This is a genomic window from Streptomyces sp. NPDC007157 (assembly GCF_040634235.1).
Taxonomy (GTDB): Bacteria; Actinomycetota; Actinomycetes; order Streptomycetales; family Streptomycetaceae; genus Streptomyces.
This window is the reverse complement of sequence record NZ_JBEYFE010000022.1, coordinates 70,574-95,601: the sequence shown is the minus strand read 5'-3', so window position 1 is coordinate 95,601 and position 25,028 is coordinate 70,574. Positions and strand designations below refer to the sequence as shown.

Here is a 25,028-nt window from a genome sequence, read left to right as displayed (position 1 = left end):
CACTCATCCCGTCGCGGGCGGCTCGGCCTGAAGGAACTCCGGTGCGGCCGTGGGCGATCGCCGAAGACCAGGTGAAGGTAGCTGCCTCCGCGGGCCATGTCGAAGTTGCGTTTTCCCTGCCCAAGTGGCCTCTTGCAGACCCCTCCACGGGCCTGGCTCCACGACGGCCGCGCAGCAACACGACGAGCCCTGCTGCGATCTTGCACGGGAACGTCCGGTCTAAGCCCGACCAGCGAAAACGCGGTCTCGAGTCCGAAGGACAACAACTTCTGAGAGGCTGGTCCAGTTGACAGCAGCGGGCTCGACGGGTGCCATGATGCGCGTCGACCAGCCGCACGCATCGTTCTCGGCATGACCGAGGCGCACCCAGCCGGGGGACGGGGCTGCCCACGGGGCACGGAGGGAAAGACATTTGAGCAGGGAAGACAGCTCAGCGACACCGCGCAAGGCCGTCGTCGTCGGAGCCGGGCTGGCGGGTTTGCTGGCCGCCTCGGTACTCGCCGGCGCGGATTACGACGTCACCGTCGTCGAGCGCGACCGTCTTCCAGCTGGACCCGACGCCCGGGCCGGCATACCCCAGGCCCACCACACCCACCTGCTGTTCGAGCGGGGCGAGACCGGCGCCGAGGAACTGCTGCCCGGCATCCGGTCCGAGCTTCGCGAGGCCGGCGCCGTGTCGCTCGGGCTCCCCGGCGACCTGGAGTGGGTGGGCCCCGCGGGCGTGATTCCGCGCTTCCCCGCACGGCGCACCGTCCTCAGCTGCACGCGGCCTGTGCTCGACTGGACGGTGCGACGCAGGGTGTCGCAGGATCCGCGGATCTCGTTCCGCGAGGGCGTCCGTGCCATCGGACTGGAGACGTCGGCGGGTGCGGTCACCGGACTGCGACTGCGCTGCGGTGACACCGGTGAAGTGATCCCCGCCGCCCTGGTCGTGGATGCCTCGGGACGTTCGTCCGCGGCGCCCTCATGGCTGGTCGACGCCGGGTACCCGGCGCCCGCCGAGGAAACGGTGGACGCCGCCATCGCCTACACCACGGGCCTCTTCCGGCGGACCGCCCCGGTGCCCGGGCTTGCCAGGGGCGTGTATCTGCAGGTGTCAGGCACGAGTCTGCCTCGCTTCGGCATCGCGCTGCCGGTGGAGCGCGACCGGTGGATCGTCGCGGTCGGCGGCCTGCGCGGACACGAACCCCCCACGGATCAGGAGGGCTTTGCCGCGTTCGCCGCCACCCTCGCGTCACCTGCCCTTGCCGGGTTCCTCGCGAGTGCTGTCGCTGACTCGCCGCTGCGTGGCTTCCGCCCGCCGGGGAGCAGACGCCGGCATTTCGACCGGACCGCCCGCAGGCCCGAGGGGTTCGTCGTGGTCGGCGACGCCGTGTGCACCTTCAACCCCGTCTACGGGCAGGGGATGACGGTCGCGGTGCGCCAGGCGCTGGCGCTACGTGGCGTTCTCACGGACCACGGCACGGGCCCCGGCTTCACCAGGCGTGTGCAACGTGCTGTCGCGGCGGAGGCCACCGGTCCGTGGAAGATCGCAGAGGCCGAGGACCTCCGGCATCCCGGGACGAGGGGCGGGCACCGGACACCGCTGCACCGGCTGCAACACGCCTACCTCGACCGTGTCCAACGGGCGGCGACGGCCGACGTGACGGCCAATTACGCCCTCCTGGACGTCCTGGCGCTCTGTGCCCCGCCGACGCGGCTCTTCGCTCCGTCGGTCCTCCTCTCGGTCTTGCGACACGGCGGACGCTGAGCGTCTCCGCAGGAGCGTCGGCGCCGAGGATCAGCTGCCCGAGGCAGCCCTCGTACTCCGGCTTCGGTGCGGCCCGCATGCGCGATCGGACGACGCGCCCACGGGCACTCGATCCGGCAACGCGCCGTCTCCTACTCGCCGTTCGCCTCCTGCTGCACACCACCAGGCTTGTACCCCGCCTCCAGTGCACGGCGGTACCAGTCCTGTGCCTCCTCCTCTTCGCCGCGTCGGCTCAGGCCGTAGGCCAGGTTCATCATGGCCGGCGGGGATCCTCGATCGGCCGCGCTCCGGTAGACCGCGAGGGCGTCGTCCTGGTCGCCCGCCCGGTCGAGGGCGAGTCCGAGGTTGAACAGCTGGATCCCGGCCCGATGAGGGGACAACTTGGACAGGTACTGCCGTTCGACGGCCTCCAGCCCCTCCCTGCGGTAGGCGTTGAGCAGAAGGTTCGTCGCGCTTCCGGTGCCCCACGGGGTGGAGAACCAGGCGAGCGGCAGGCCTACGCAGATCGCCAGGGCCGCGATCGTCCACGAAGCCCAGGCCGGCGTACCGATCGCGGAGTGGGTCCACCCCGTGACCGCTCCGAGGACGAGCGACAGCGGCACCCCCGCCGAGACCACGAAGAGGGACACGAGCGAACGTCTGCTCCAGCCGTAAGCCACCGCACAAGGTCAGCACGCCGCCTGTCGGGGCGTCAACGGAAGTAACCAGAAGGAGAGTTGGGTTCGACGTACGGACCTCGCACGGAGGGCGCGGGAGGCCACCCCTGGACAAGATCTGAGGTTAGGCTAACCTAATCAATGACTTGTCCGGCGGTGTTTCCGCACGTCCGAAAGCAGCCACACCTATGTCCAACGTCAGAGCAGCCCGCCTCACTCGCCGCGGCATCCTCGCCGCCGGTGGCGCCCTCGGCCTCGGTGCCGTGCTCGCCGCCTGCGGGGACGACGACGCGAAAAGCGGTGGTTCCTCCGACAAGGAGACGACGGCCGCCAAGTCCGGCCCCTGGACCTTCAAGGACGACCGCGGGACGTCGGTGAAGCTGGACAAGGTCCCGACGGACATCGTCGCCTTCGTCGGCGTCGCCGCCGCGCTGTACGACTACGGCATCGACGTCAAGGGCGTGTTCGGCCCGACGAAGACCAAGGACGGCAAGGCCGATGTCCAGGCCGGTGACATGGACATCAGCAAGGTGACCATCCTCGGCAACACCTGGGGCCAGTTCAACATCGAGAAGTACGCGGCCCTCGCCCCCGAGGTCCTCATCACCACGATGTTCGACGGCGCCGGCACCCTCTGGTACGTCCCGGACGAGTCCAAGGACAAGATCGCCAAGCTCGCCCCGAGCGTCGGCATCTCGGCCTACGACCGCCAGTTGACCGTCCCGCTCCAGCGCGTCTGGGCCCTCGCCGAGTCGCTCGGCGCGGACATGACGGCGAGCAAGGTCACGGACGCCAAGAAGCGCTTCGAGGAGGCCTCCTCCCGGCTGCGCGCCGCCGCCAAGGCGCACCCCGACATCAAGGTGCTGGCCGGCTCGGCCGCCCAGGACCTGTTCTACGTCTCCGGCTCCAACCTCTCGGTGGACCTGGAGTACTTCAAGTCCCTCGGGGTGAACTTCGTCGAGCCGTCGGCGTCCGTGCTGAAGAAGAGCGGCGGCTGGTACGAGGACCTGAGCTGGGAGAACGTCGACAAGTACAAGGCCGACGTGATCATGATGGACGACCGCTCGGCGACCATCCAGCCGGCCGACATCACCCAGGCCACCTGGAAGAAGCTCCCCGCGGTCAAGGCCGGCCAGGTCATCGCCCGCTCCCCCGAGCCGATCTTCTCCTACGACAAGTGCGTCGCGATGGTGGAGAACCTCGCCAAGGCGCTGGAGACGGCGAAGAAGGTCAGCTGACCCCGCCCAGGCACACCCGGACAACTTCCTGAGTCTCAGGAGCTCATATGACGACGGCCGTAGCCGCCCCGTTCCGTTTCTTCTCCCTCCAGGTCGCGCGGACGAGGCGGCTCGGTCCGTCTCTGGTCCGGGTCACCTTCGCCGGCGCCGATCTGGCGCACTTCCACTCCGACGGACGCGACCAGTCCCTCTCGCTGTTCATCCCGGCCGAGGGGCGGTCCGAGCCCGCGGTGCCGATCGAGCTCGGCGAGGGCTGGTGGCAGGGCTGGCGTGAACTCCCCGACGACGTACGGGCCGTGATGCGCTCGTACACGCTCCGGGAGCTGCGCCGCGACCCGGACGAGATCGACATCGACTTCGTGCTGCACGGGGTCGAACCGGGGGCCTCCCCCACTCTCGGCTCCGCTCGAGCGGGGGGACCCCCATCCCCCGCCGGGCCCGCCTCCCGGTGGGCCTCCCGGGCCGCCGCCGGTGACCGGGTGATCCTGCTCGGCCCGGCGGTCGCCGACAACCGGGCCATTCGCTTCCGGCCGCCCGAGGACACCGATCTGGTGCTGCTCTGGGGCGACGAGACCGCCGTACCCGCGGCGACCGCCATCCTCGAATCCCTCCCCGCCGGCACCCGGGTGCGCGCCTGGCTGGAGGTGCCGCACGCCAGGGACGTCCAGGACGTGGCGACACGCGCCGACGCCGAGATCGACTGGGTGGTGGGAGGCACGGCCACGGAGGCCGTTCGCGGCGCCCGGTTCCCGTCGGCCGAGCGGCCCTACGCGTGGCTCGCCGGTGAGTCCGGGCGGGTCAGGGAGCTGCGCCGGCACTTCGTCGGGGAGCGGGGGGTGGACCGGCGGCGGGTCACCTTCGTCGGCTACTGGCGCCAGGGCCTGACGGAGGAGCAACTCCGGGCGGCCGGCGAGTAGTTACGAGGCCGAAGTGACGCCTTTCACGGGAGGGGCGACGCTTCCCCCATTATTTAGGTTAGGCTAACCTAAGTCGGAGCCATTCGCTCCCTTCCCCGCCCGGATCGTCCCCGGAGGACCCCCACATGCGCTCGCACCTGCTCAATGACCTGACCGCGGAGCACTACCGCCGCTCCGTGACCGAAGGAGTAGAGCGGGTGGCGGCCAAACTCGCCACCACCGACCGGCCGTTCACGGGTGTCACCGTCGACGCCCTCTCCCCGCTCATCGACGGCATCGACCTCGACCGGCCGCTGCACGACACCACCGCGGTCCTGGACGAGCTGGAGGACGTCTACCTCCGGGACGCCGTCTACTTCCACCACCCCCGCTACCTCGCCCATCTCAACTGCCCGGTGGTCATCCCGGCGCTGCTCGGCGAGGCGGTGCTCACCGCCGTCAACTCCTCCCTGGACACCTGGGACCAGTCGGCCGGCGGCACCCTCATCGAGCGGAAACTGATCGACTGGACGACCGCCCGCATCGGCCTCGGCGAGGCCGCCGACGGCGTGTTCACCTCGGGCGGCACCCAGTCCAACCTCCAGGCGCTGCTGCTGGCCCGGGAGGAGGCGAAGACCGACTCCCCGGCGAAACTGCGGATCTTCGCCTCCGAGGTCAGCCACTTCAGCGTGAAGAAGTCGGCGAAACTGCTCGGCCTCGGCCAGGACGCGGTGGTCTCCGTCCCCGTCGGCCAGGACAAGCGGATGCAGACCGTCGCCCTCGCCCGCGAGCTGGAACGCTGCAAGAACGACGGTCTGGTGCCCATGGCGGTCGTCGCCACCGCCGGCACCACCGACTTCGGCTCCATCGACCCGCTGCCGGAGATCGCCGAACTGTGCGAGCAGTACGGCGTCTGGATGCACGTGGACGCGGCCTACGGCTGCGGTCTGCTCGCCTCCCTCAAGCACCGGGACCGGATCGCCGGGATCGAGCGCGCCGACTCGGTCACCGTCGACTACCACAAGTCCTTCTTCCAGCCGGTCAGTTCGTCCGCCGTGCTGGTCCGGGACGCCGCGACCCTGCGCCACGCCACCTACCACGCGGAGTACCTCAACCCGCGCCGGATGGTCGAGGAGCGCATCCCCAACCAGGTCGACAAGTCCCTGCAGACCACCCGCCGCTTCGACGCACTCAAGCTGTGGATGACGCTGCGCACCATGGGCGCCGACGGCATCGGCGAACTCTTCGACGAGGTCTGCGACCTGGCCGCGGAGGGCTGGCGGCTGCTCGCCGCCGACCCCCGCTTCGACGTCGTCGTCCAGCCGTCCCTGTCCACCCTCGTCTTCCGTCACATCCCGGCGGCCGTCACCGACCCGGCCGAGATCGACCGCGCCAACCTGTACGCCCGCAAGGCCCTGTTCGCCTCCGGCGACGCGGTGGTCGCGGGCACCAAGGTGGGCGGCCGCCACTACCTCAAGTTCACCCTGCTCAACCCCGAGACCACGGCGGCCGACATCGCCGCCGTCCTCGATCTGATCGCCGGCCACGCCGAGCAGTACCTGGGAGAGTCCCTTGACCGCGCGTCCTGAAAACCCGACCAAGACCTATGACTTCGTGGGGATCGGGCTCGGGCCCTTCAACCTCGGCCTCGCCTGCCTGACCGAGCCGATCGCCGAACTGGACGGCGTCTTCCTGGACTCGAAGCCCGACTTCGAGTGGCACGCCGGCATGTTCCTGGACGGCGCCCACCTGCAGACCCCGTTCATGTCGGACCTGGTCACCCTGGCCGACCCCACCTCGCCGTACTCCTTCCTCAACTACCTGAAGGAGAAGGGCCGGCTGTACTCGTTCTACATCCGCGAGAACTTCTACCCGCTGCGGGTGGAGTACGACGACTACTGCCGCTGGGCCGCGAACAAGCTGACCAACGTCCGTTTCAGCACCACGGTGACCGACGTCCGGTACGAGGACGAGCTGTACGTCGTCGCCACGGCCGCCGGTGACACCTACCGTGCCCGCCGCCTGGTCCTGGGCACCGGCACCCCGCCGTACATCCCGGAGGCCTGCCAGGGCCTCGGCGGGGACTTCATCCACAACTCGCGGTATCTGCGGCACAAGCAGGAACTCCAGTCCAAGGAGTCGATCACGCTGGTCGGCAGCGGCCAGTCCGCCGCCGAGATCTACCACGACCTGCTCAGCGAGATCGACGTCCACGGCTACCGCCTGAACTGGGTGACCCGCTCGCCGCGCTTCTTCCCCCTCGAATACACCAAGCTCACGCTGGAGATGACCAGCCCCGAGTACATCGACTACTACCACGCCCTGCCCGAGCAGACCCGCTACCGGCTGACCGCCGAGCAGAAGGGCCTGTTCAAGGGGATCGACGGCGACCTGATCAACGAGATCTTCGACCTGCTGTACCAGAAGAACCTCGGCGGGCCGGTCCCCACCCGGCTGCTCACCAACTCCAGCCTGCACGCGGCGGCCCACGACAACGGCACCTACACCCTCTCCCTCCGCCAGGAGGAGCAGGGCAAGGACTACGAGCTGGAGACCCAGGGCCTGGTCCTGGCCACCGGCTACAGGTACACCGAGCCCGAGTTCCTCAGGCCCGTCCGGGACCGGCTGCGCTACGACTCCCGCGGCAACTTCGACGTGGCCCGCAACTACGCGATCGACGTCACCGGCCGGGGCGTCTTCCTGCAGAACGCCGGCGTCCACACCCACAGCATCACCAGCCCCGACCTGGGCATGGGCCCCTACCGGAACGCGTACATCATCCGCGAGCTGCTCGGCTCGGAGTACTACCCGGTGGAGAAGACCATCGCCTTCCAGGAGTTCGCCATATGAGCGCCACCGCCACCCTGACCTTCACCTTCCGGTCCCTCGACCCGCTCAAGGACGCCGAGCTGCTGCACCGCTGGGTGACGCACCCCAAGGCGGCCTACTGGATGATGCAGGACGCGAGACTGGAGGACGTCGAGCGGGCGTACATGGAGATCGCCGCCGACGAGCACCACCACGCGCTGCTGGGGCTCGGCGAGGACGGTGAGCCCGCCTTCCTCATGGAGCGGTACGACCCCGCCCACCGCGAGCTGGTCGGGCTGTACGAGCCCGAGCCGGGGGACGTCGGGATGCACTTCCTGACGCCGGCCACCGGCACGCCCGTACACGGGTTCACCAGGGCCGTCATCACCGCCGTGGTCGCGCATCTCTTCGAGGATCCGGCGGCCCGCCGGATCGTCGTCGAGCCGGACGTGCGCAACACGGCCGTGCACGCGCTGAACGAGGCCGTCGGGTTCGTGCCCGTGGGCGAGATCCAGAAGCCGGAGAAGAAGGCGTTGCTGAGCTTCTGCACCCGGGAGCGGTTCGCGAAGGCGGTGGCCGTATGACCCTCGCGGACGCGGTCGCCCATCTCTCCCCCGAGCGCTGGGAGAAGGCCAACCGGCTCCTGATACGCAAGGCGCTCGCCGAGTTCGCCCACGAGCGCCTGATCACCCCGGAGCAGGACGGCCAGTCGTATGTCGTCCGCAGCGACGACGGGCTCACCCGGTACCGCTTCACCGCCGTCCGCCGGGCCCTGGACCACTGGCAGGTGGACGCCGACTCCATCAACCGGGTCCGCGACGGCGCCGCACTCCCGCTCGCCGCCCTCGACTTCTTCATCGAGCTGAAGGACTCGCTGGGCCTGAGCGAGGAGATCCTGCCGGTCTACCTGGAGGAGATCTCCTCCACCCTCTCCGGCACCTGCTACAAGCTCACCAAGCCGCAGATCCCGGCCGCCGAGCTGGCACGGGCCGGCTTCCAGGCGATCGAGACCGGGATGACCGAGGGCCACCCCTGCTTCGTCGCCAACAACGGCCGGCTCGGCTTCGGCGTCCACGAGTACCTCTCGTACGCCCCCGAGACCGCGAGCCCGGTCCGGCTGGTCTGGCTGGCGGCGCACACCTCGCGTGCCGCGTTCACGGCGGGCGTCGGCATCGAGTACGAGTCCTTCGTACGCGACGAGCTGGGCGAGGAGACCGTGGAGCGCTTCCACGGCGTCCTGCGCGACCAGGGCCTGGACCCCGCCGACTACCTGTTCATCCCGGTCCACCCCTGGCAGTGGTGGAACAAGCTCACCGTCACCTTCGCCGCCGAGGTCGCGCGCGGTCACCTGGTGTGCCTGGGCGAGGGCGACGACGAGTACCTGGCCCAGCAGTCCATCCGGACCTTCTTCAACAGCACCCACCCCGAGAAGCACTACGTCAAGACCGCCCTGTCGGTCATCAACATGGGCTTCATGCGGGGGCTTTCGGCCGCCTACATGGAGGCCACCCCGGCGATCAACGACTGGCTGGCCCAGCTCATCGACAACGACCCGGTGCTCAAGTCCACCGGCCTGTCGATCATCCGGGAGCGGGCGGCGGTGGGCTACCGGCACCTGGAGTACGAGCGGGCGACCGACCGCTACTCGCCGTACCGGAAGATGCTGGCCGCGCTCTGGCGGGAGAGCCCGGTGCCGTCCCTCCAGGAGGGCGAGTCGCTCGCGACGATGGCCTCCCTGGTCCACGTGGACCACGAGGGCGCGTCCCTCGCGGCCGCGCTGATCGAGCGGAGCGGACTGACCCCGAAGGACTGGCTGCGGGCCTATCTGAAGGCCTACTTCACCCCGCTCCTGCACAGCTTCTACGCCTACGACCTGGTGTTCATGCCGCACGGCGAGAACGTCATCCTGGTCCTGAAGGACGGCGTGGTGCAGCGGGCGGTCTACAAGGACATCGCCGAGGAGATCGCGGTCATGGACCCGGACGCGGTGCTGCCGCCGGCGGTCGAGCGGCTGCGCGTCGAGGTTCCCGAGGACAAGAAGCTGCTGTCGATCTTCACGGACGTCTTCGACTGCTTCTTCCGCTTCCTCGCCGCGAATCTCGCGGCCGAAGGGGTCCTGACGGAGGACGACTTCTGGCGGACGGTCGCCGAGGTCACCCGCGCGTACCAGGAGTCGGCGCCCGAACTCGCCGACAGGTTCGCGCAGTACGACATGTTCGCGCCCGAGTTCGCGCTGTCCTGCCTCAACCGGCTCCAGCTGCGCGACAACAAGCAGATGGTGGACCTGGCGGACCCGTCGAGCGCCCTCCAGCTGGTCGGAACCCTGAAAAATCCCGTCGCGGGGTTCTGATCCAGGCCGACGGGCTCCCCCGAGTACGGTCCTCGGGGGAGCCCGTCGGTCTTTCCGGTTCAGCCTACTTCGCAGGCCAGGGCACCTGCGGCGAGCGGTAGTAGCCGATGCCGAGGGCGTCCCAGCGGGGCGCCTGCGCGGCGAGCCGCACCTTGTAGGCGTCCCAGTCGTGCGTGGACGCCGGCGACCAGCCCAGCTCCGCCACCCCCGGCAGCCGCGGGAAGGCCATGTAGTCGATGTCGGCGCCGGTCACGAGGGTCTCGGACCACAGCGGCGCCTCGACCCCCCGGACCGCCGAACCCGGCACGCCCGCCAGGTAGTTGCCCGGATCCCAGTCGTACGAGCGCTTCACCTCCACCAGACCGGCCCAGTCCTGGCCGAGCGGGGTGTCCTCGGTGTACTTCATGTCGAGGTAGACCCGGTCGGCGGGCGACAGGATCAGCCCGGTGCCGTTCTGGGCGGCCTTGGCCACCTGGGCCTTCTCGTCCGCGCCGGTGTCGTCCAGCCCCCAGTACTGGGCGATCGCCCCCGGTACCGGATGCGCGCCGGTCAGCTGGTGCCAGCCGATCACCGTCTTGCCGTACTTCGCGACGATCGGCTGCACCCGGTCCATGAACGCCACGTAGTCCTCGTGGCTGGTGGAGTGCGCCTCGTCGCCGCCGATGTGGAGATAGCGGCCCGGGGTGAGGGCGGCCAGCTCGCGGATGACGTCGTCCACGAAGTCGTACGTCACCTGCTTCGACACGCACAGCGAGCTGAAGCCGACGTCCGTGCCGGTGTACAGCGGCGGTGCGGTGCCGTCGCAGTTGAGGTCGGCGTAGGAGGCGAGGGCCGCGTTGGTGTGGCCGGGCATGTCGATCTCGGGGACGACTTCGAGGTAGCGGGAGGCCGCGTACCGGACGATCTCCTCGTACTGGGCCTTGGTGTAGTGGCCGCCTGGGCCGCCGCCGACCTGGGTGGAGCCGCCGTAGGTCGCCAGACGCGGCCAGGAGTCGATGGCGATGCGCCAGCCCTGGTCGTCGCTGAGATGCAGATGCAGTTCGTTGATCTTGTAGAGGGCCAGCTCGTCGATGTACCGCTTGACCTGGGCCACGGTGAAGAAGTGCCGGGAGACGTCGAGCATCGCGCCCCGGTAGGCGTAGCGCGGGCGGTCGGTGATGGTGCCGCCCGCGACCAGCCAGGGGCCGGGCTGCGCGGTGTCCTTCTCGACGGCCGCCGGGAGCAGCTGACGCAGGGTCTGGACGCCGTGGAAGAGGCCGGCGGGTTCGGCGGCGGTGATGGTGACGCCGTCGCGGCCGCTGTCGAGGCGGTACCCCTCGGCGCCGAACGGGCCCTTGGCGAGGCGGAGTCGGATACCCGAGGTGCCGTGCGTGGTCAGGGGCAGCCGGTAGCCGGTGGACGGCCGGAGCAGGTCCGCGAGGTACTCGGCGACCCGGCGGGCCTCCCGGGAGCCGTCGACGCGGATGGCGGTGTCACGGGTGATGCGGTACGGCGCTCCGGCCGCCCTGACCGAGGCGGGCGCCGGGACGACCCGGTCGAGCGGGGCCGGGGCGGGCTCCGGTGTGGCCGGGGTGGCGCCGACCGTGAAGGCGCCGGCCGCCGCGACCAGCAGCAGGGACCCGAGGACGCGGGCCATGCGGGGAGTACGGGGAGTCGTTCCGTGGTGCCGTCTCACATGCGCTCCCATCGAAGAACTCTGTGCGGAGGACTTGCAGAGGACTCGGCTGAGGATGCACCACCGACCGGGATTGGTCGAGACCACCCGGCCGTTCTTCCGGTGGAACAATCCCCCCATGGCGGAAATCATCCAGAAGGACGCCACCTGGGCCTTCGACGGAGACGCTTTACGGCTGACTCCCGGGCGGGACAGGAACGTCAGTGTGCTGCGCCGGACGCTGGGTGAACTGGCCGTCCCACTGGCCGCGTTGGCGGCGGTCTCGTTCGAGCAGGGCCGCAGGTCGGGGCGGTTGAGGCTGCGGCTGCGGGACGGCGCCGATCCGCTGCTGCACGCCACCGGCGGCCGTCTCGCCGAGACCCACGACCCCTATCAGCTGACCGTGGAGCCGGACCGGTACGGCGTCGCCGAGTACTTCACGGACCAGGTGCGCGACGCGCTGCTGCTGGAGCAGGTCCCGGGCACGCCGGTGACCGGGTATCTGCTGCCGGGTCCGCAGCTGCCGCTGTCGGTCTCCGCCGGGGACGGCACGGCCGGCTTCGACGGCGAGCGGGTGCGGCTCGAGTGGAACTGGAAGGCGGAGGACGTGAAGGCCGCCGCCGGTCCCCGCACGCTGGCCCTGGCGGACATCCTGGCCGTGGAGTGGCAGCCGTCCGCCGGACTGGAGAACGGCCATCTGCGGTTCCGGGTGCGCGGTGCGCCGGCCACGGCGCGGGCCAAGTACGACCCCAACGCGGTGGAGCTGTGGGGGTTCAAGCGGGACCCGCTGATGGCGCTGGTCGCGGCGGCCGTGCAGGCGCGGCTGCCGCATCCGTCGGCGGCCGTACCCGAGGTGCCCCGGGTGGCCGAGGAGCCCGGGGCCGATCACGACGCGCTGCTGCGCCGGCTGCGCGAGCTGGGTGAGCTGCGTCGCGAGGGCGTGCTCACGGACGAGGAGTTCGCGATGGCCAAACAGGCGGTGCTGAAGAGGATGTGAAGCCGAAGAGCCCGCGAAGAAGGACGGAGCGGGTGATCCTCATACGGCCCGAGTACCACCCGCCCCTTCCCACCGGTGTTACTTGGCCTTGCGCGCCACCGTGAAGTGGTCGACGCGGTTGCCGGTCTCGGCGATGCCGCTCACCGTCAGCGTGGTGGTCCGGCCCGGCGACGCGGGCTGCACGTCCACGCGCAGGAACGAGTAGTTGAGGTAGCGCACGCGCGACCAGGAGACCGTCTCGTTCTGCTTGCCGCCCTTGACGTTGACGAACGCCGACACCGTGTCGACGTCGGCCACGTGGCCCTCGTACGAGTCCGGGGCGGAGAAGGCGTACAGGCTGCGGCCGGCCGCGCCCGCCGTCACGTAGACCACGCCCTCCGTCTCCGGGTACGCGGTGCCGCCGATCGGGAGCTTCTTGACGACCGCGTTGTTCTTGATGACGTCGGTGCGCTCGTACTGGTGGTTGTGGCCGTTGATGACCAGGTCCACGGTGTACTTCTCGAACAGCGGCACCCACTCCTGGCGCACTCCCCCCTCCGAGGAGTGCGCCGTGGAGGTGCAGTACGCGCAGTGGTGGAAGAAGATGACGATGAAGTCGACGTCCTTGGACGCCCGGAACTTCTTGAGCTGGCCCTCCAGCCACTTCGTCTGCGTGCCGCCCGAGATGCCGAGGTTGGCCGGGATCTCGAAGGACACGTCGTTGGCGTCGAGCGAGATGACCGCCGTGTTGCCGTAGACGAAGGAGTAGACGCCGGGCAGGTTCTTCCTGTCCGGGCCGTTGTCGGGAAGGTTCCAGCGGGCGTCCTCGCCGCCGTAGCCGTTGGGCGAGTACCAGGCCTCCATGTCGTGGTTGCCGTAGGCCGGCATCCACGGGACGGACTTGGCGACGGACTCGGTCTGGGCGAGGAACTGGTCCCAGACCCGCGAGTCGAAGCCCGCGTCGGCGGTCTGGCCCGCACCGGCCGGGTCGGCGTAGCAGATGTCGCCGGCGTGCAGGTGGAAGGACGGGTTCTGGCCGAGCAGCAGGCTGTTGTTGGCCAGGCCGTGGTAGCCGACGCCCTCGTCGCCGAAGGCCGTGAAGGTGAACGGCTCCTTGTGCGAGGGGGCGGTGGTGAAGGTGCCGATGGTGCCGGCGAACTGCGGCGAGGCCGGGTCGAAACCGTCGTGGCCGACGCCGTAGAAGTACGTGCGGCCCGGCTTGAGGTGGGTCAGCTTCGCGTGCACGTAGTACTGGGTGTGGTCGCCGCTGGCGCCCACCCCGGCCGGCGTGTAAAGGGTGCGGACCTCGGCGTCGATCTTGACGGAGAGGTGCGAGGCGTGGGTGCCGATCCGCACGAAGGGCTTCTTCACGGCGACGGGAACCTGCCAGGAGATCGTGATCTCCGTGCGCGGGTCGTTGCCGAAGGCGAGGTGCCGCCCGAAGGGGGCGACGAGGGCGCCGTCGACGTGCTGGGTGGCGGGAGCCGTCGACTGGGTGGGCACGGCGGCCTGGGCGGTGCCGCCCAGCACGAACTGGCCACCCGTGACGGCGCCCAGCGTGACGGCGCCGCCTCTGATCATCGAGCGCCGGGAGAATTTGGCGCGGAGGTACTCGTGCTGCTCGGCCATGCTCATGCGCTCGGCCAGCTTCTCGGGTACGCCCATACGAGGAATGTCCATGGCGTCTGAAACTCGTCTCCACAAGCAACGTGGCGCAAGACACAGGATGGACAGGCTACGAACAGAACCCCATAAGAGATTCAACAGGCCGTTGCCCGGAATCGGGCAGGATTCTTGCTAAACCGCCATCCCGTACTCCAGGATCTACGGGTGCACGACGAACTTGTTGATCATCTGACGCGGTCCACGCCCCTGAGCCGGGGCGAGGCGCTGCGGGTGATACAGGACGTGCTCGCCTACTTCGACGAGACGGCCGGGGACTTCGTCCGGCGCCGCCACCGCGAACTGCAGGCAGAAGGCCTGGTGAACGCGGAGATCTTCGAACGGATCGAGGCGGATCTGAAGTACAGGGCGGTCGCCCCGCCGGAGCTCACCCTCCGGCAGCTGCGCCGCATGGTCTACGGCTGAGGAATACGGAACACCCATATATGTGCGGAATTGTCGGATACATCGGTAAGCGTGACGTGGCCCCTCTCCTCCTGGAGGGTCTGCAGCGGCTGGAATACCGCGGCTACGACTCGGCGGGCATCGTCGTCACCTCCCCGAAGACGGCCGGCCTGAAGATGGTCAAGGCCAAGGGCCGGGTCCGGGACCTGGAGGCCAAGGTCCCGGCGCGCTTCAAGGGCACCGCCGGTATCGCCCACACCCGCTGGGCCACCCACGGCGCGCCCTCCGACGTGAACGCCCACCCGCACATGTCCGCCGACCAGAAGGTCGCCCTCGTCCACAACGGCATCATCGACAACGCCGCCGACCTGCGCCGCAAGCTGGAGGCGGACGGCGTCGAGTTCCTCTCCGAGACCGACACCGAGGTCCTCGTCCACCTCATCGCCCGCTCCCAGGCGGAGACCCTGGAGGAGCGGGTCCGCCAGGCGCTGCACCTGATCGAGGGCACCTACGGCATCGCCGTGATGCACGCCGACTTCCCCGAGCGCATCGTGGTGGCCCGCAACGGCTCCCCGGTCGTCCTCGGCATCGGCGACAAGGAGATGTTCGTCGCCTCCGACATCGCGGCCCTGGTCACCCACACCCGTCAGATAGTGACTCTGGACGACGGCGAGATGGCCACCCTCAAGGCCGACGACTTCCGGACCTACACCACCGAGGGCACCCGCACGACCGCCGAGCCGACCACCGTGGAGTGGGAGGCCGAGTCGTACGACATGGGCGGCCACGACACCTACATGCACAAGGAGATCTCCGAGCAGCCCGACGCGGTCGACCGCGTGCTGCGCGGCCGGATCGACGACCGCTTCTCCACCGTGCACCTCGGCGGCCTCAACCTGGACGCCCGGGACGCGCGTGCCGTGCGCCGGGTGAAGATCCTCGGCTGCGGCACCTCGTACCACGCGGGCATGATCGGCGCCCAGATGATCGAGGAACTTGCCCGGATCCCCGCGGACGCCGAGCCGGCCTCCGAGTTCCGCTACCGCAACCCGGTCGTCGACCCCGACACCCTGTACATCGCGGTCTCCCAGTCCGGTGAGACGTACGACGTGCTCGCCGCCGTCCAGGAGCTGAAGCGCAAGGGCGCGCGGGTGCTCGGCGTGGTGAACGTGGTCGGCTCGGCGATCGCCCGCGAGGCGGACGGCGGCATGTACGTGCACGCCGGGCCGGAGGTCTGCGTGGTCTCGACGAAGTGCTTCACCAACACGACGGTCGCGTTCGCGTTGCTGGCGCTGCACCTGGGGCGCATCCGTGACCTCTCCGTCCGCGACGGCAAGCGGATCATCGACGGTCTGCGCAAGCTGCCGGCCCAGATCTCGGAGATCCTCGCCCAGGAGGCGGAGATCGAGAAGCTGGCCGCGGAGTACGCCGACGCCCGCTCGATGCTCTTCATCGGCCGCGTCCGGGGCTACCCGGTGGCCCGCGAGGCGTCCCTGAAGCTCAAGGAGGTCTCCTACATCCACGCGGAGGCCTACCCGGCGTCCGAGCTGAAGCACGGCCCGCTGGCCCTGATCGAGCCGGCGCTCCCCACGGTGGCGATCGTCCCCGACGACGACCTCCTGGAGAAGAACCGCGCGGCCCTGGAGGAGATCAAGGCCCGCAGCGGCAAGATCCTGGCGGTGGCCCACCAGCCCCAGGAGAAGGCGGACCGCACGATCGTCGTCCCGAAGAACGAGGACGAACTCGACCCCATCCTGATGGGCATCCCCCTCCAACTCCTCGCGTACCACACGGCGAAGGCCCTGGGCCGCGACATCGACAAGCCGCGGAACCTGGCGAAGTCCGTGACGGTGGAGTAGCACCGTTCAGTTGTGCGGACCGACAAAACCGAACGGACCCCCACGTGTGCCGTCAGGCCACGAAGGGGTCCGCTCATTGGATCGCCGGGGACGCCCAACTCCCCGGCGTCGGCTGCCATATCAGCCGGTGGCCGTCACCCCCCGGCCGGCAGCCCGCCTCGGAAGGACCGTCGGCCAGTGCGCGAGCGCGGCCGTCGCGGCGTACCAGGCCACCGCCCCCGCCGCCACGGCGACCCAGCCGCCCACCTTGACCAGCGAGGAGCTGTCGGCGAAGTTCGCGACAGCGAGCACCAGCGTCGACAGGAACAGCAGCGCGTGCATGCCCTGTCCGAGCGTGTCGCCGCCCGCGAGGGTCAACGACAGTGCCACGAGGGCGAAGAGGAGCAGGAAGAGCCCCGCCGCGTTGGCCGAGGCGTTGGAGCCGGACGAGACGGCCCAGGTGAACCAGAGGGCACCGAGGGTCACATAGCCCGTGCCGTTGACGGTGTCACGGTCACGGAAGGCCAGCAGGCCGACGAGGAAGAGGGCGACTCCGCCCACATAGTGGGCGACTGACACGGCGTCGGACGTGGTGACGTCGTCGATCACGCCGGTGGTGCCGATGCCGAACGCCAACAGGGTGATCCCCAGGGCGAGTCGGCCGGCCACGGTAGTGGTTCCGCTTCCCGCAGAGACGTCATTGTCCACGGCGGGCTCCCTTCATACTTCGTGCAGTTGTGCGCGGTGACCGATATATGCCCTTCACAAGGGCACAAACACCTCTACGCGCGAGTAGATTTACGCACGGCACAAAGGGAGCCCGGCCTTACCCACGGCGCATCTCACCTGGGAGAACCCGGAGTTACGGAATGACAACGACGGGCCGCTTGGCCCGCTTGGCGAGTCTGCCCGCGACGGAGCCGAAGATCCGCCCGACGATCCCGTGGGTCGACCCCACGACGATCGCGTCGGCCTCGTACTCCTGCCCCACCTCTTCGAGTTCGTGGCAGATGTCTCCGCCGCGCTCGACGAGGATCCAGGGCACCTCGGACAGGTAGTCGGCGCAGGCGAGTTCGAGACCGAGCACCTCGGTGCGGTGGTCCGGCACGTCGACGAAGACGGGTGGCTCGCAGCCGGCCCACACGGTGGTCGGCAGTCGGTTGGCGACGTGGACGATGATCAGCCCCGCGCGGGAGCGATGTGCCATCCCGATCGCATAGGCGAGGGCGCGCTCACTGGAGGTGGAACCGTCGAAGCCGACGACCACTCCGTGTTTGAAGGCGGGATCGCAGGAAGGGCGTGGTTCTTCCGCCGCCAGCGCATCGGCCGCCGTGGGGTCGGCGACCGGCCGCTTGCGGTCCGCTGGATCGAAGAATTCGTGACCGGCCATGGCTGTCTCGGCGTTGTGATCCTTTGTGGGAGGGGACGACAGTGTGCGGCGGAGCTGTGTCCGGGAAACATCTTCCCAACCCCATACCCCCAAGGGTACGGCGGCACGCCTCCTCAGCCCAGATCCCGCGCACGCTCCGTAGGGGACCTTCCCCGGAGTCGGTTAGGAGTTCCAGGGAGCATGCACGAGCCGCGCCCGTAACGCAATGGTTGCTGCCCCGTACAGGCGGTTTGCACAGGATTCGGACAGGAGCGGGGTCCACGCACGGTGACCGACCGCTCGAACACGCGTTGAACCCGGCGGCAGCACCACCAGGGAGCCGCGGCAGAAGCACACCGCCCGGGAGACCAGGGAGATACGCACATGTCCGGACCGCGCCCGAAACCCGACCCGCACCCCACCCAGGACACCGCGGGCGACGTCGTCCGCTGGGCCGCGTTCTCCTGTGTCCTCGTGCCCGTGGTGCTCCTCTGGTACGGCACCTCGCCGGCCGGTGCCGGCGGCACCGGCCTCGGCCTGGCCGCCGTCACCGCCGCGTGCCGGTACCTGCTGCGCCGCTCGGAGCACGGGACGGCGCCCCGCGGAAAACCTCACGGAAAACCCCACGGATCACCCCACCGGGCGCCCCACCGGGCCCCGCACCGGGCGCCGCATCGGGCCCCCCGTGGAGCGGTCCGGGGAGGCGGACGTCACACTAGGGGCAGTACACCGGTCGACTGACCGGTTTCCGCGCACGGGAACGCTTCTTTTCAGCCAACTTCCCGACCCTGTGCAAGAGGGGCCCCGACCACCCCCCAACCCCCGTTCCACCTGCACGGAAAGGGTCCGGGGGACCCCGTGCACCCTACGCGGTTTGGCCACTGCCACGAGGCGTACTTCCCTGCACGGCCCGTGAGTGCAACGCTTCGTGATCGAATGCTTCACGCCAAGTTGTCATGTCGACAATCTGCGGCGTGTCGAACTGGTCAACGCGAGACTGCGGGAACCAGTAGATTCGATCTTGACGTCTTACGGCGGGGGACTCGTGCAGGACCGAGGGGAAACGTGCAGGAGCGACACAACCGAGGAGCCGCGACCACCGAGGGGGGCTTAGCAGTATGAGCCACGACTCCACTGCCGCGCCGGAAGCCGCGGCTCGGAAACTCTCCGGGCGACGCCGCAAGGAGATCGTCGCGGTGCTGCTGTTCAGCGGCGGGCCCATCTTCGAGAGTTCCATACCGCTGTCGGTGTTCGGGATAGACCGCCAGGACGCCGGCGTACCGCGCTACCGACTACTGGTGTGCGGAGGCGAGGAAGGCCCGCTGCGGACCACAGGGGGCCTGGAACTCACCGCGCCACATGGCCTGGAGGCGATCTCACGCGCAGGCACGGTCGTCGTACCGGCCTGGCGATCGATCACCGCGCCACCGCCCGAAGAGGCACTGGACGCGCTGCGCCGCGCCCATGAAGAAGGGGCCCGCATAGTCGGGCTGTGCACCGGCGCGTTCGTACTGGCCGCCGCCGGACTGCTGGACGGGCGCCCGGCCACCACCCACTGGATGTACGCGCCGACGCTGGCCAAGCGCTATCCGTCGGTGCACGTCGACCCACGCGAACTCTTCGTGGACGACGGCGACGTCCTGACGTCCGCCGGTACGGCGGCCGGAATCGACCTCTGTCTCCACATCGTGCGGACGGACCACGGCAACGAGGCGGCCGGTGCGCTCGCCCGCCGTCTGGTGGTCCCGCCGCGCCGCTCGGGCGGTCAGGAGCGCTACCTCGATCGATCTTTACCAGAGGAGATCGGCGCCGACCCGCTCGCCGAGGTCGTCGCCTGGGCGCTGGAGCACCTCCACGAGCAGTTCGACGTGGAGACGCTGGCGGCACGCGCGTACATGAGCCGCCGGACCTTCGACCGCCGATTCCGCTCACTGACGGGCAGTGCCCCGCTGCAGTGGCTGATCACGCAACGGGTCCTCCAGGCGCAGCGTCTCCTGGAGACGTCCGACTACTCGGTGGACGAGGTGGCGGGCCGCTGTGGCTTCCGCTCCCCCGTCGCTCTGCGCGGTCACTTCCGCCGCCAGCTGGGCTCGTCCCCGGCTGCGTACCGGGCGGCGTACCGGGCGAGGCGGCCGCAGTCCGAGCGTGCCGACACGCCGGAACCGGCACCGCTGCCACCGACGGGCCCGCTGACGGTCCAGTACCCCGAGGGGGTACTCCCGATGCAGACCCGCAGGACAGCGGCGGTAGGCCTCTCGGCCAGCCTGCCGGGCCCCCGCACGGGAAGCTGACGCACCCGACCCCTGCCCACCCGACCACCTCGGGTCGGCAGGGGTCCCTGCTTCCACCCACCACCTGACCCGGTGGGACAAGGAGGCGAGGCCGAGGACAACGGCATCCAGCCACCCACTCCGCCCGTCCGGCGATCGAGGACGAGGCCGTCCGGGCCGAAGCGGGGCCTGCCGGCGAAAGCCCCGGAAGGCGGCGGCACCGACCGTGGGGGCCACAAAGGGGGACGTCAGCTTTAGGGTGGTCGCATGAACGATCGCATGGTGTGGATCGACTGCGAGATGACCGGCCTCTCGCTGTCCGACGACGCGCTCATCGAGGTGGCCGCACTGGTCACCGACTCCGAGCTGAACGTGCTCGGCGAAGGCGTGGACATCGTCATCCGTCCGCCGGCCAAGGCACTGGAGACGATGCCGGAGGTGGTGCGCCAGATGCACACCTCGTCCGGCCTCCTCGACGAGCTGGCCGGCGGCACAACGCTGACCGAAGCCGAGGAGCAGGTCCTGGCCTATGTCCGGGAGCACGTGAAGGAACCCGGCAAGGCCCCGCTGTGCGGCAACTCCGTCGGCACCGACCGCGGCTTCCTGTCCCGGGACATGCCGGACCTGGAGGGATACCTCCACTACCGGATCGTCGACGTGTCCAGCGTGAAGGAGCTGGCCCGGCGCTGGTATCCGCGGGCGTACTTCAACAGCCCGGAGAAGAACGGCAACCACCGCGCCCTCGCCGACATCCGCGAGTCCATCGCCGAACTGCGCTACTACCGCGAGGCCATCTTCGTACCGCAGCCCGGCCCGGACTCGGACACCGCGCGGACGATCGCCGCCCGCCACGTCCTGCCTGCGGAATAGGCGTTCGGGAGGCCCCCGCGGGCACTCCCGTAAAGCCGTGCGCGAGCACCCCTTCGGACCCTGTACACTTTTTCTCGGCCGGTCGGAGAAACCACAGAATCACCGCCGGTCGTGGTGGGTGTAGCTCAGCTGGTAGAGCACCTGGTTGTGGTCCAGGATGTCGCGGGTTCGAGTCCCGTCACTCACCCTCACCGACCAAGGGTCGGCCTGCGGAAGCAGGCCGACCTTTGGCGTTTCCGGTCCTCGGTGGCCGACGGGGTCGTCCGGAGACCTGATGACGCGTCGCCGTCACCACGTGAAGACACGCGAGAACCACGGCCGCGCGGACGACGGCCAGGGCGACCGGCACACAGCCCGGCGTCCCGCGGTTCCGGCGATCGTCGCCCAGCCCGGCTGTCTCGCCCCGAACCGCCGGCGGCCCGTGGGCAAGGGCGTGATCGTCGGGACGAGATCCTAGGAGGAGGCGCGGGTCACCAGTTCCGTCGGCAGTACCGCGTGCCGGCGCTCCAGGCCCCGGGACACGGCCGGGCGGCGGTCGGCGATCTCCGCGAGGAGCAGGTCGATCATCGCGCGGCCCATCTCCACGATGGGCTGGCGGACGCTGGTGAGCGGCGGGTCCATGTGGCGGGCGATGGCCGAGTCGTCGTACCCGACCAGCGCCACGTCGTCGGGGATGCGGCGGCCCAGCTCGCGCAGCACCTGACGGGCGCCGGCCGCCATCACGTCCGAGCCGGCGAAGACGGCGTCCAGGTCGGGGCGCCGCTCCAGCAGCAGGGACATGGCCCGGCGGCCGCCCTCCTCGGTGAAGTCACCGGCGATGACGAGGAGTTCGTCCACCTCGCGGCCCGCGTCCCGCAGGGCGTCACGGTAGCCGTCCACGCGGCGCTGGGCGCCGTACACGTCCAGGCGGCCGGTGATGTGCGCGATCGTCCGGCGGCCGCCGGCCAGCAGGTGCTCGACCGCCGAGCGCCCGCCGCCGTAGTTGTCGGAGTCGACCGAGGTCAGCGTCTCGGCGGCGGAGCGCGGGCCGCTGATCACGGCGGGGATCTCCAGCTGGGCGAGGAGATCGGGCAGTGGGTCGTCGGCGTGGACGGACACCAGCAGGACGCCGTCCACCCGGTGGGCGGCGAGGTACTGGGCGAGCCGTTCCCGCTCCCGGTCGCTGCCCGCGAAGATCAGCAGCAACTGCATCTCGGTCTCGGAGAGTTCGGCGCCGACACCGCGGAGCATGTCCGAGAAGTACGGTTCCGCGAAGAAGCGGGTCTCCGGCTCGGGGACCACCAGGGCGATGGCGTCGGTGCGGTTGGCCGCGAGGGCCCGGGCGGCGGTGTTCGGAACATAACCGAGTTCGGCGACCGCGGCCTCGACGGCGGCCCGGGTGGCGTCGCTGACCCGGGGCGAGCCGTTGATCACCCGCGACACGGTTCCCCGCCCCACCCCGGCCCGGGCGGCGACTTCTTCGAGGGTGGGCCGACCACCACTACGCCCCCGCGCTCCGTGGCTTGCCATGGGCTCCGCCCTTCTTGCCGCATTCTCGTTGCCGGCCTGGAATGTAACAGCCTCGACTTTCGGGATGACCTCCACCGGGGGCTGCCGTCTTCCCTGCTCCCGCTTCGGCCCGAACGCCCTCGACGCACAACACCGGGCGGGCCGGGTCCGGGTGACGACCGGCCGCCGGGCTTTTGCCGGCCCGTGCCCCGAGGGCCCTCCAACCGCCGTTAGCTAACAGCCGGATAACCGAACACATCCCTCCGCGTCCGCTCCCTTGACACCCCGGCCCGAACCGACGACCCTTCAACACATCACTGGTGGGAGCGCTCCCACAGTACCTGACACATACACATCCCGCACGTTCCCCGCCCGAGCCGCAGCGAGAAACACACGGGCCCAACAATGCAGTTGGCCGGGGGGTCGGCACGTCAGGGCAACAGGAGGACGTAATGCGAGCACGTACCCGAACCGCCTCCCGCAAGGCGGTCGTCCTGGCGGCCGTCGTGTCGCTGGGAGGAGCGTTGCTGGCCGGCTGTGCCGACGACAGCGGTGGCGGCAGTGACGGCACCAGCGGCGGTGGCAAGGGCAAGACGACGATCACGCTCGGCCTGTTCGGCACGTTCGGCTTCAAGGAGGCCGGGCTCTACAAGGAGTACGAGAAGCTCCACCCGAACATCGTCATCAAGGACACCTCGGTCGAGCAGAACGCGAACTACTACCCGGCGCTCGTCAACCACCTGACCACCAACAGCGGCCTGATGGACGTCCAGGCCGTCGAAGTCAGCAACATCGCCGAGGTCACCAGCACGTTCGCGGACAAGCTGGAGGACCTGTCCAAGGTCAGCGGCGTCTCGGAGAGCAACTGGCTGGACTGGAAGTGGAAGCAGGCCACGACCAGCGGTGGCCAGACCATCGGGCTCGGCACCGACGTCGGTCCGCTCGGCATCTGCTACCGCAAGGACCTCTTCCAGAAGGCCGGCCTGCCCACCGACCGCGACGCGGTCAGCAAGCTCTGGGCGGGCAGCTGGGACAAGTTCGTCCAGGTCGGCGAGAACTACAAGAAGAAGGCGCCCTCCGGAACCACCTTCATGGACTCCCCCGGTGGCCTCCTGAACGCGATCCTGTCCAGTGAGAGCAGCAAGTTCTACGACTCCTCCGGCAAGATCATCTACAAGACGAACCCGGCCGTGAAGACCGCGTTCGACCAGACCGCGAAGGCCGCACAGGAGGGACTGGTCCAGGCGCAGACCCAGTTCCAGCCGTCCTGGAACAGCACGATCGCCAACAACAAGTTCGCGGCGATGTCCTGCCCGCCGTGGATGCTCGGCTACATCAAGGGCCAGTCGAAGGCGGACGCGGCCGGCAAGTGGGACGTGGCCCAGGCGCCGAAGGCCGGCAACTGGGGCGGGTCCTTCCTGACCGTGCCCAAGAGCGGCAAGAACGTCGCGGAGGCCGAGAAGCTGGTCGCCTGGCTGACCGCACCCGAACAGCAGGCCAAGCTCTTCAGCGTGCAGGGCTCCTTCCCGAGCGCGCCGTCGACGTACACCTCGGCGGCGGTGACCGGCGCCAAGAACGACATGACCGGTGACGCCCCGATCGGCACGATCTTCGCCGAGGCCGCCAAGAGCAGCCCGGTGCAGGTCATCGGCCCGAAGGACCAGATCATCCAGGACGGTCTGGCCAACAACGGCGTCGTCCTCGTCACCAAGGGCAAGTCGCCCGAGGAAGCCTGGAACACGGCCGTCAAGACCATCGACAACAGCCTGGACAAGTGACCGCCATGGCCACCCGGCACGACACCGCCGCGCCCCTCGCAGAGGAGGGGGGCGCGGCCCCGGCCCGCCCGCCCGCCGTTCCATCCGAGGCGGAGCGGCGGCGCCGCGCCCGTCTCTCACGCCGCTGGCAGCGGGACATCAAGTGGAGCCCGTACGGCTTCGTCTCGCCGTTCTTCCTGCTCTTCGTCGCCTTCGGGCTCTTCCCGCTGATCTACACGGGTTGGGCCTCGCTGCACACGGTCGAGCTGACCGCGCCCACCGACATGCAGTGGGCGGGGCTGCACAACTACACCCGCATCTTCGGCGACGACTTCTTCTGGAACGCGGCCAAGAACACCCTGACCATCGGGATCATCTCGACGGTTCCGCAGTTGCTGATGGCGATGGGGCTCGCCCACATCCTCAACTACAGGCTGCGTGCCTCGATCTTCTACCGGGTCGTGATGCTGGCGCCGTACGCCACGTCGATCGCGGCCGCCTCCCTGGTCTTCGTGCTGCTGTTCGGCCGGGACTACGGCATGATCAACTGGGCGCTGCACTTCTTCGGCGTCGGCAACATCGACTGGCAGAACGACAAGTGGCCGTCCCAGATAGCGGTGTCGACGATCGTGATCTGGCGCTGGACCGGGTACAACGCGCTGATCTACCTGGCCGCGATGCAGGCGATCCCGCAGGACCTGTACGAGTCGGCGGCCCTGGACGGCGCCTCGCGCTGGCAGCAGTTCATCCATGTGACGCTGCCGCAGCTGCGCCCGACGATCCTGTTCACCTGTGTCGTGTCCACCATCGGGGCGAGCCAGGTGTTCGGCGAGCCGCTGATCTTCGACGCCAACAAGGGGGCGTCGGGCGGCGCGGAGCACCAGTTCCAGACGCTCGGCCTGTACCTGTACGAGCAGGGCTGGGTGAACCAGCACCTGGGCCGCGCCTCCGCCATCGCCTGGACGATGTTCCTGATCCTGATCGTGATCGGGCTCGTCAACTACGTCATCTCGCGCCGGCTGCGCGCCAGTAGTTAGGAGA

Annotated in this window: 22 protein-coding genes and 1 tRNA gene; 17 read left to right on the top strand and 6 right to left on the bottom strand. The window is 69.4% G+C overall.

From position 1 onward, the window contains the following. Positions 1-412: 412 nt before the first annotated feature. Positions 413-1,750, top strand: a complete 1,338-nt coding sequence (locus tag ABZ642_RS33070; RefSeq protein WP_360490630.1) for an FAD-dependent monooxygenase — start codon at positions 413-415, stop codon at positions 1,748-1,750. A gap of 131 nt (positions 1,751-1,881) precedes the next feature. On the opposite strand, the gene ABZ642_RS33065 is transcribed toward ABZ642_RS33070, so the two are convergent. After that, entirely contained in the window at positions 1,882-2,379 is a 498-nt protein-coding gene (locus ABZ642_RS33065; RefSeq protein ID WP_360490627.1) for a hypothetical protein, read from the bottom strand. Positions 2,380-2,594: 215 nt separating this feature from the next. Between ABZ642_RS33065 and ABZ642_RS33060 the strand changes: the two genes are divergently transcribed. From ABZ642_RS33060 to ABZ642_RS33035, 6 genes are all read left to right on the top strand, one after another. After that, on the top strand, positions 2,595-3,644 hold the full coding sequence (locus tag ABZ642_RS33060; RefSeq protein ID WP_360490624.1) for an ABC transporter substrate-binding protein: 1,050 nt from the start codon (positions 2,595-2,597) through the stop codon (positions 3,642-3,644). 47 nt (positions 3,645-3,691) lie between these two features. Next, a complete protein-coding gene (locus tag ABZ642_RS33055; protein WP_360490621.1) occupies positions 3,692-4,561 on the top strand; it encodes a siderophore-interacting protein in 870 nt (289 codons plus the stop codon). A gap of 125 nt (positions 4,562-4,686) precedes the next feature. Beyond that, positions 4,687-6,129, top strand: coding sequence for a lysine decarboxylase DesA (gene desA, locus ABZ642_RS33050; protein ID WP_360490618.1), 1,443 nt, complete (start codon positions 4,687-4,689; stop codon positions 6,127-6,129). Continuing rightward, the gene (locus ABZ642_RS33045; protein WP_360490615.1) at positions 6,113-7,390 is read left to right on the top strand and encodes a SidA/IucD/PvdA family monooxygenase; all 1,278 of its coding nucleotides are present in this window, start codon (positions 6,113-6,115) and stop codon (positions 7,388-7,390) included. The genes desA and ABZ642_RS33045 overlap by 17 nt, the downstream gene beginning before the upstream one ends. After that, positions 7,387-7,932 (top strand): GNAT family N-acetyltransferase, encoded by a 546-nt coding sequence (locus ABZ642_RS33040; protein ID WP_360490612.1) that lies wholly within the window; start codon positions 7,387-7,389, stop codon positions 7,930-7,932. Before ABZ642_RS33045 ends, ABZ642_RS33040 begins: the two co-directional genes overlap by 4 nt. Then, entirely contained in the window at positions 7,929-9,698 is a 1,770-nt protein-coding gene (locus ABZ642_RS33035) for an IucA/IucC family siderophore biosynthesis protein (RefSeq protein ID WP_360490609.1), read from the top strand. The genes ABZ642_RS33040 and ABZ642_RS33035 overlap by 4 nt, the downstream gene beginning before the upstream one ends. Positions 9,699-9,762: 64 nt before the next feature. Here the strand turns inward: ABZ642_RS33035 and ABZ642_RS33030 are convergent, their stop codons facing one another. Next, positions 9,763-11,334 carry a beta-N-acetylhexosaminidase gene (locus tag ABZ642_RS33030; protein ID WP_360490606.1) on the bottom strand — a complete coding sequence of 524 codons (1,572 nt, stop codon included), beginning with the start codon at positions 11,332-11,334 and terminating at the stop codon, positions 9,763-9,765. Positions 11,335-11,491: 157 nt separating this feature from the next. Here ABZ642_RS33030 and ABZ642_RS33025 point away from each other — a divergent pair, with 157 nt between their 5' ends. After that, positions 11,492-12,349, top strand: a complete 858-nt coding sequence (locus ABZ642_RS33025; protein ID WP_360490603.1) for a DUF4429 domain-containing protein — start codon at positions 11,492-11,494, stop codon at positions 12,347-12,349. 78 nt (positions 12,350-12,427) lie between these two features. On the opposite strand, the gene ABZ642_RS33020 is transcribed toward ABZ642_RS33025, so the two are convergent. Next, positions 12,428-13,993 (bottom strand): metallophosphoesterase family protein, encoded by a 1,566-nt coding sequence (locus ABZ642_RS33020; RefSeq protein WP_360490600.1) that lies wholly within the window; start codon positions 13,991-13,993, stop codon positions 12,428-12,430. Between the two features lie 165 nt (positions 13,994-14,158). Between ABZ642_RS33020 and ABZ642_RS33015 the strand changes: the two genes are divergently transcribed. Both ABZ642_RS33015 and glmS read left to right on the top strand, forming a co-directional pair. Further along, positions 14,159-14,416 carry a hypothetical protein gene (locus ABZ642_RS33015; RefSeq protein ID WP_360490597.1) on the top strand — a complete coding sequence of 86 codons (258 nt, stop codon included), beginning with the start codon at positions 14,159-14,161 and terminating at the stop codon, positions 14,414-14,416. Between the two features lie 20 nt (positions 14,417-14,436). Next, positions 14,437-16,254 carry a glutamine--fructose-6-phosphate transaminase (isomerizing) gene (gene glmS / locus ABZ642_RS33010; protein WP_360490594.1) on the top strand — a complete coding sequence of 606 codons (1,818 nt, stop codon included), beginning with the start codon at positions 14,437-14,439 and terminating at the stop codon, positions 16,252-16,254. Between the two features lie 120 nt (positions 16,255-16,374). Here the strand turns inward: glmS and ABZ642_RS33005 are convergent, their stop codons facing one another. Together ABZ642_RS33005 and ABZ642_RS33000 are read right to left on the bottom strand one after the other, a co-directional pair. Continuing rightward, the gene (locus tag ABZ642_RS33005) at positions 16,375-16,941 is read right to left on the bottom strand and encodes a GPR1/FUN34/YaaH family transporter (RefSeq protein ID WP_360490591.1); all 567 of its coding nucleotides are present in this window, start codon (positions 16,939-16,941) and stop codon (positions 16,375-16,377) included. A 154-nt stretch (positions 16,942-17,095) separates the two neighbouring features. Beyond that, on the bottom strand, positions 17,096-17,623 hold the full coding sequence (locus tag ABZ642_RS33000) for a universal stress protein (RefSeq protein ID WP_360490588.1): 528 nt from the start codon (positions 17,621-17,623) through the stop codon (positions 17,096-17,098). Positions 17,624-17,986: 363 nt separating this feature from the next. On the opposite strand from ABZ642_RS33000, the gene ABZ642_RS32995 reads away from it, so the two are divergent. From ABZ642_RS32995 to ABZ642_RS32975, 5 genes are all read left to right on the top strand, one after another. Continuing rightward, positions 17,987-18,343 carry a hypothetical protein gene (locus tag ABZ642_RS32995; protein WP_360490585.1) on the top strand — a complete coding sequence of 119 codons (357 nt, stop codon included), beginning with the start codon at positions 17,987-17,989 and terminating at the stop codon, positions 18,341-18,343. Between the two features lie 377 nt (positions 18,344-18,720). Further along, positions 18,721-19,893, top strand: a complete 1,173-nt coding sequence (locus ABZ642_RS32990) for a helix-turn-helix domain-containing protein (RefSeq protein ID WP_360490582.1) — start codon at positions 18,721-18,723, stop codon at positions 19,891-19,893. A gap of 246 nt (positions 19,894-20,139) precedes the next feature. Next, positions 20,140-20,742 (top strand): oligoribonuclease, encoded by a 603-nt coding sequence (gene orn / locus ABZ642_RS32985; protein ID WP_360490579.1) that lies wholly within the window; start codon positions 20,140-20,142, stop codon positions 20,740-20,742. Positions 20,743-20,856: 114 nt separating this feature from the next. Next, positions 20,857-20,929 (top strand) — tRNA-His (locus ABZ642_RS32980). A gap of 87 nt (positions 20,930-21,016) precedes the next feature. Next, positions 21,017-21,199, top strand: coding sequence for a hypothetical protein (locus ABZ642_RS32975; RefSeq protein ID WP_360490576.1), 183 nt, complete (start codon positions 21,017-21,019; stop codon positions 21,197-21,199). On the opposite strand, the gene ABZ642_RS32970 is transcribed toward ABZ642_RS32975, so the two are convergent. Beyond that, complete coding sequence (locus ABZ642_RS32970; protein WP_360490574.1) at positions 21,196-22,251, bottom strand: LacI family DNA-binding transcriptional regulator; 1,056 nt, start codon at positions 22,249-22,251, stop codon at positions 21,196-21,198. The genes ABZ642_RS32975 and ABZ642_RS32970 overlap by 4 nt on opposite strands. A 431-nt stretch (positions 22,252-22,682) precedes the next feature. Here ABZ642_RS32970 and ABZ642_RS32965 point away from each other — a divergent pair, with 431 nt between their 5' ends. Then, positions 22,683-24,008: an extracellular solute-binding protein gene (locus ABZ642_RS32965; protein ID WP_360490571.1), complete on the top strand. Its 1,326-nt coding sequence runs from the start codon at positions 22,683-22,685 to the stop codon at positions 24,006-24,008. Between the two features lie 5 nt (positions 24,009-24,013). Then, positions 24,014-25,024, top strand: a complete 1,011-nt coding sequence (locus tag ABZ642_RS32960; protein ID WP_360490842.1) for a sugar ABC transporter permease — start codon at positions 24,014-24,016, stop codon at positions 25,022-25,024. Positions 25,025-25,028: the final 4 nt, after the last annotated feature.

Bases quoted from the DNA above. Each gene is read 5' to 3' on its own strand.
- ABZ642_RS33060 (WP_360490624.1), top strand. From the start codon at position 2,595: ATGTCCAACGTCAGAGCAGCCCGCCTCACTCGCCGCGGCATCCTCGCC.
- ABZ642_RS32970 (WP_360490574.1), bottom strand. From the start codon at position 22,251: ATGGCAAGCCACGGAGCGCGGGGGCGTAGTGGTGGTCGGCCCACCCTC.
- ABZ642_RS33020 (WP_360490600.1), bottom strand. From the start codon at position 13,993: ATGGGCGTACCCGAGAAGCTGGCCGAGCGCATGAGCATGGCCGAGCAG.
- desA (WP_360490618.1), top strand. From the start codon at position 4,687: ATGCGCTCGCACCTGCTCAATGACCTGACCGCGGAGCACTACCGCCGC.
- ABZ642_RS32960 (WP_360490842.1), top strand. From the start codon at position 24,014: ATGGCCACCCGGCACGACACCGCCGCGCCCCTCGCAGAGGAGGGGGGC.
- ABZ642_RS32975 (WP_360490576.1), top strand. From the start codon at position 21,017: ATGACGCGTCGCCGTCACCACGTGAAGACACGCGAGAACCACGGCCGC.
- glmS (WP_360490594.1), top strand. From the start codon at position 14,437: ATGTGCGGAATTGTCGGATACATCGGTAAGCGTGACGTGGCCCCTCTC.
- ABZ642_RS33000 (WP_360490588.1), bottom strand. From the start codon at position 17,623: ATGGCCGGTCACGAATTCTTCGATCCAGCGGACCGCAAGCGGCCGGTC.
- ABZ642_RS32995 (WP_360490585.1), top strand. From the start codon at position 17,987: ATGTCCGGACCGCGCCCGAAACCCGACCCGCACCCCACCCAGGACACC.
- ABZ642_RS33030 (WP_360490606.1), bottom strand. From the start codon at position 11,334: ATGGCCCGCGTCCTCGGGTCCCTGCTGCTGGTCGCGGCGGCCGGCGCC.
- ABZ642_RS32965 (WP_360490571.1), top strand. From the start codon at position 22,683: ATGCGAGCACGTACCCGAACCGCCTCCCGCAAGGCGGTCGTCCTGGCG.
- ABZ642_RS33025 (WP_360490603.1), top strand. From the start codon at position 11,492: ATGGCGGAAATCATCCAGAAGGACGCCACCTGGGCCTTCGACGGAGAC.
- orn (WP_360490579.1), top strand. From the start codon at position 20,140: ATGAACGATCGCATGGTGTGGATCGACTGCGAGATGACCGGCCTCTCG.
- ABZ642_RS33035 (WP_360490609.1), top strand. From the start codon at position 7,929: ATGACCCTCGCGGACGCGGTCGCCCATCTCTCCCCCGAGCGCTGGGAG.
- ABZ642_RS32990 (WP_360490582.1), top strand. From the start codon at position 18,721: ATGAGCCACGACTCCACTGCCGCGCCGGAAGCCGCGGCTCGGAAACTC.
- ABZ642_RS33040 (WP_360490612.1), top strand. From the start codon at position 7,387: ATGAGCGCCACCGCCACCCTGACCTTCACCTTCCGGTCCCTCGACCCG.
- ABZ642_RS33055 (WP_360490621.1), top strand. From the start codon at position 3,692: ATGACGACGGCCGTAGCCGCCCCGTTCCGTTTCTTCTCCCTCCAGGTC.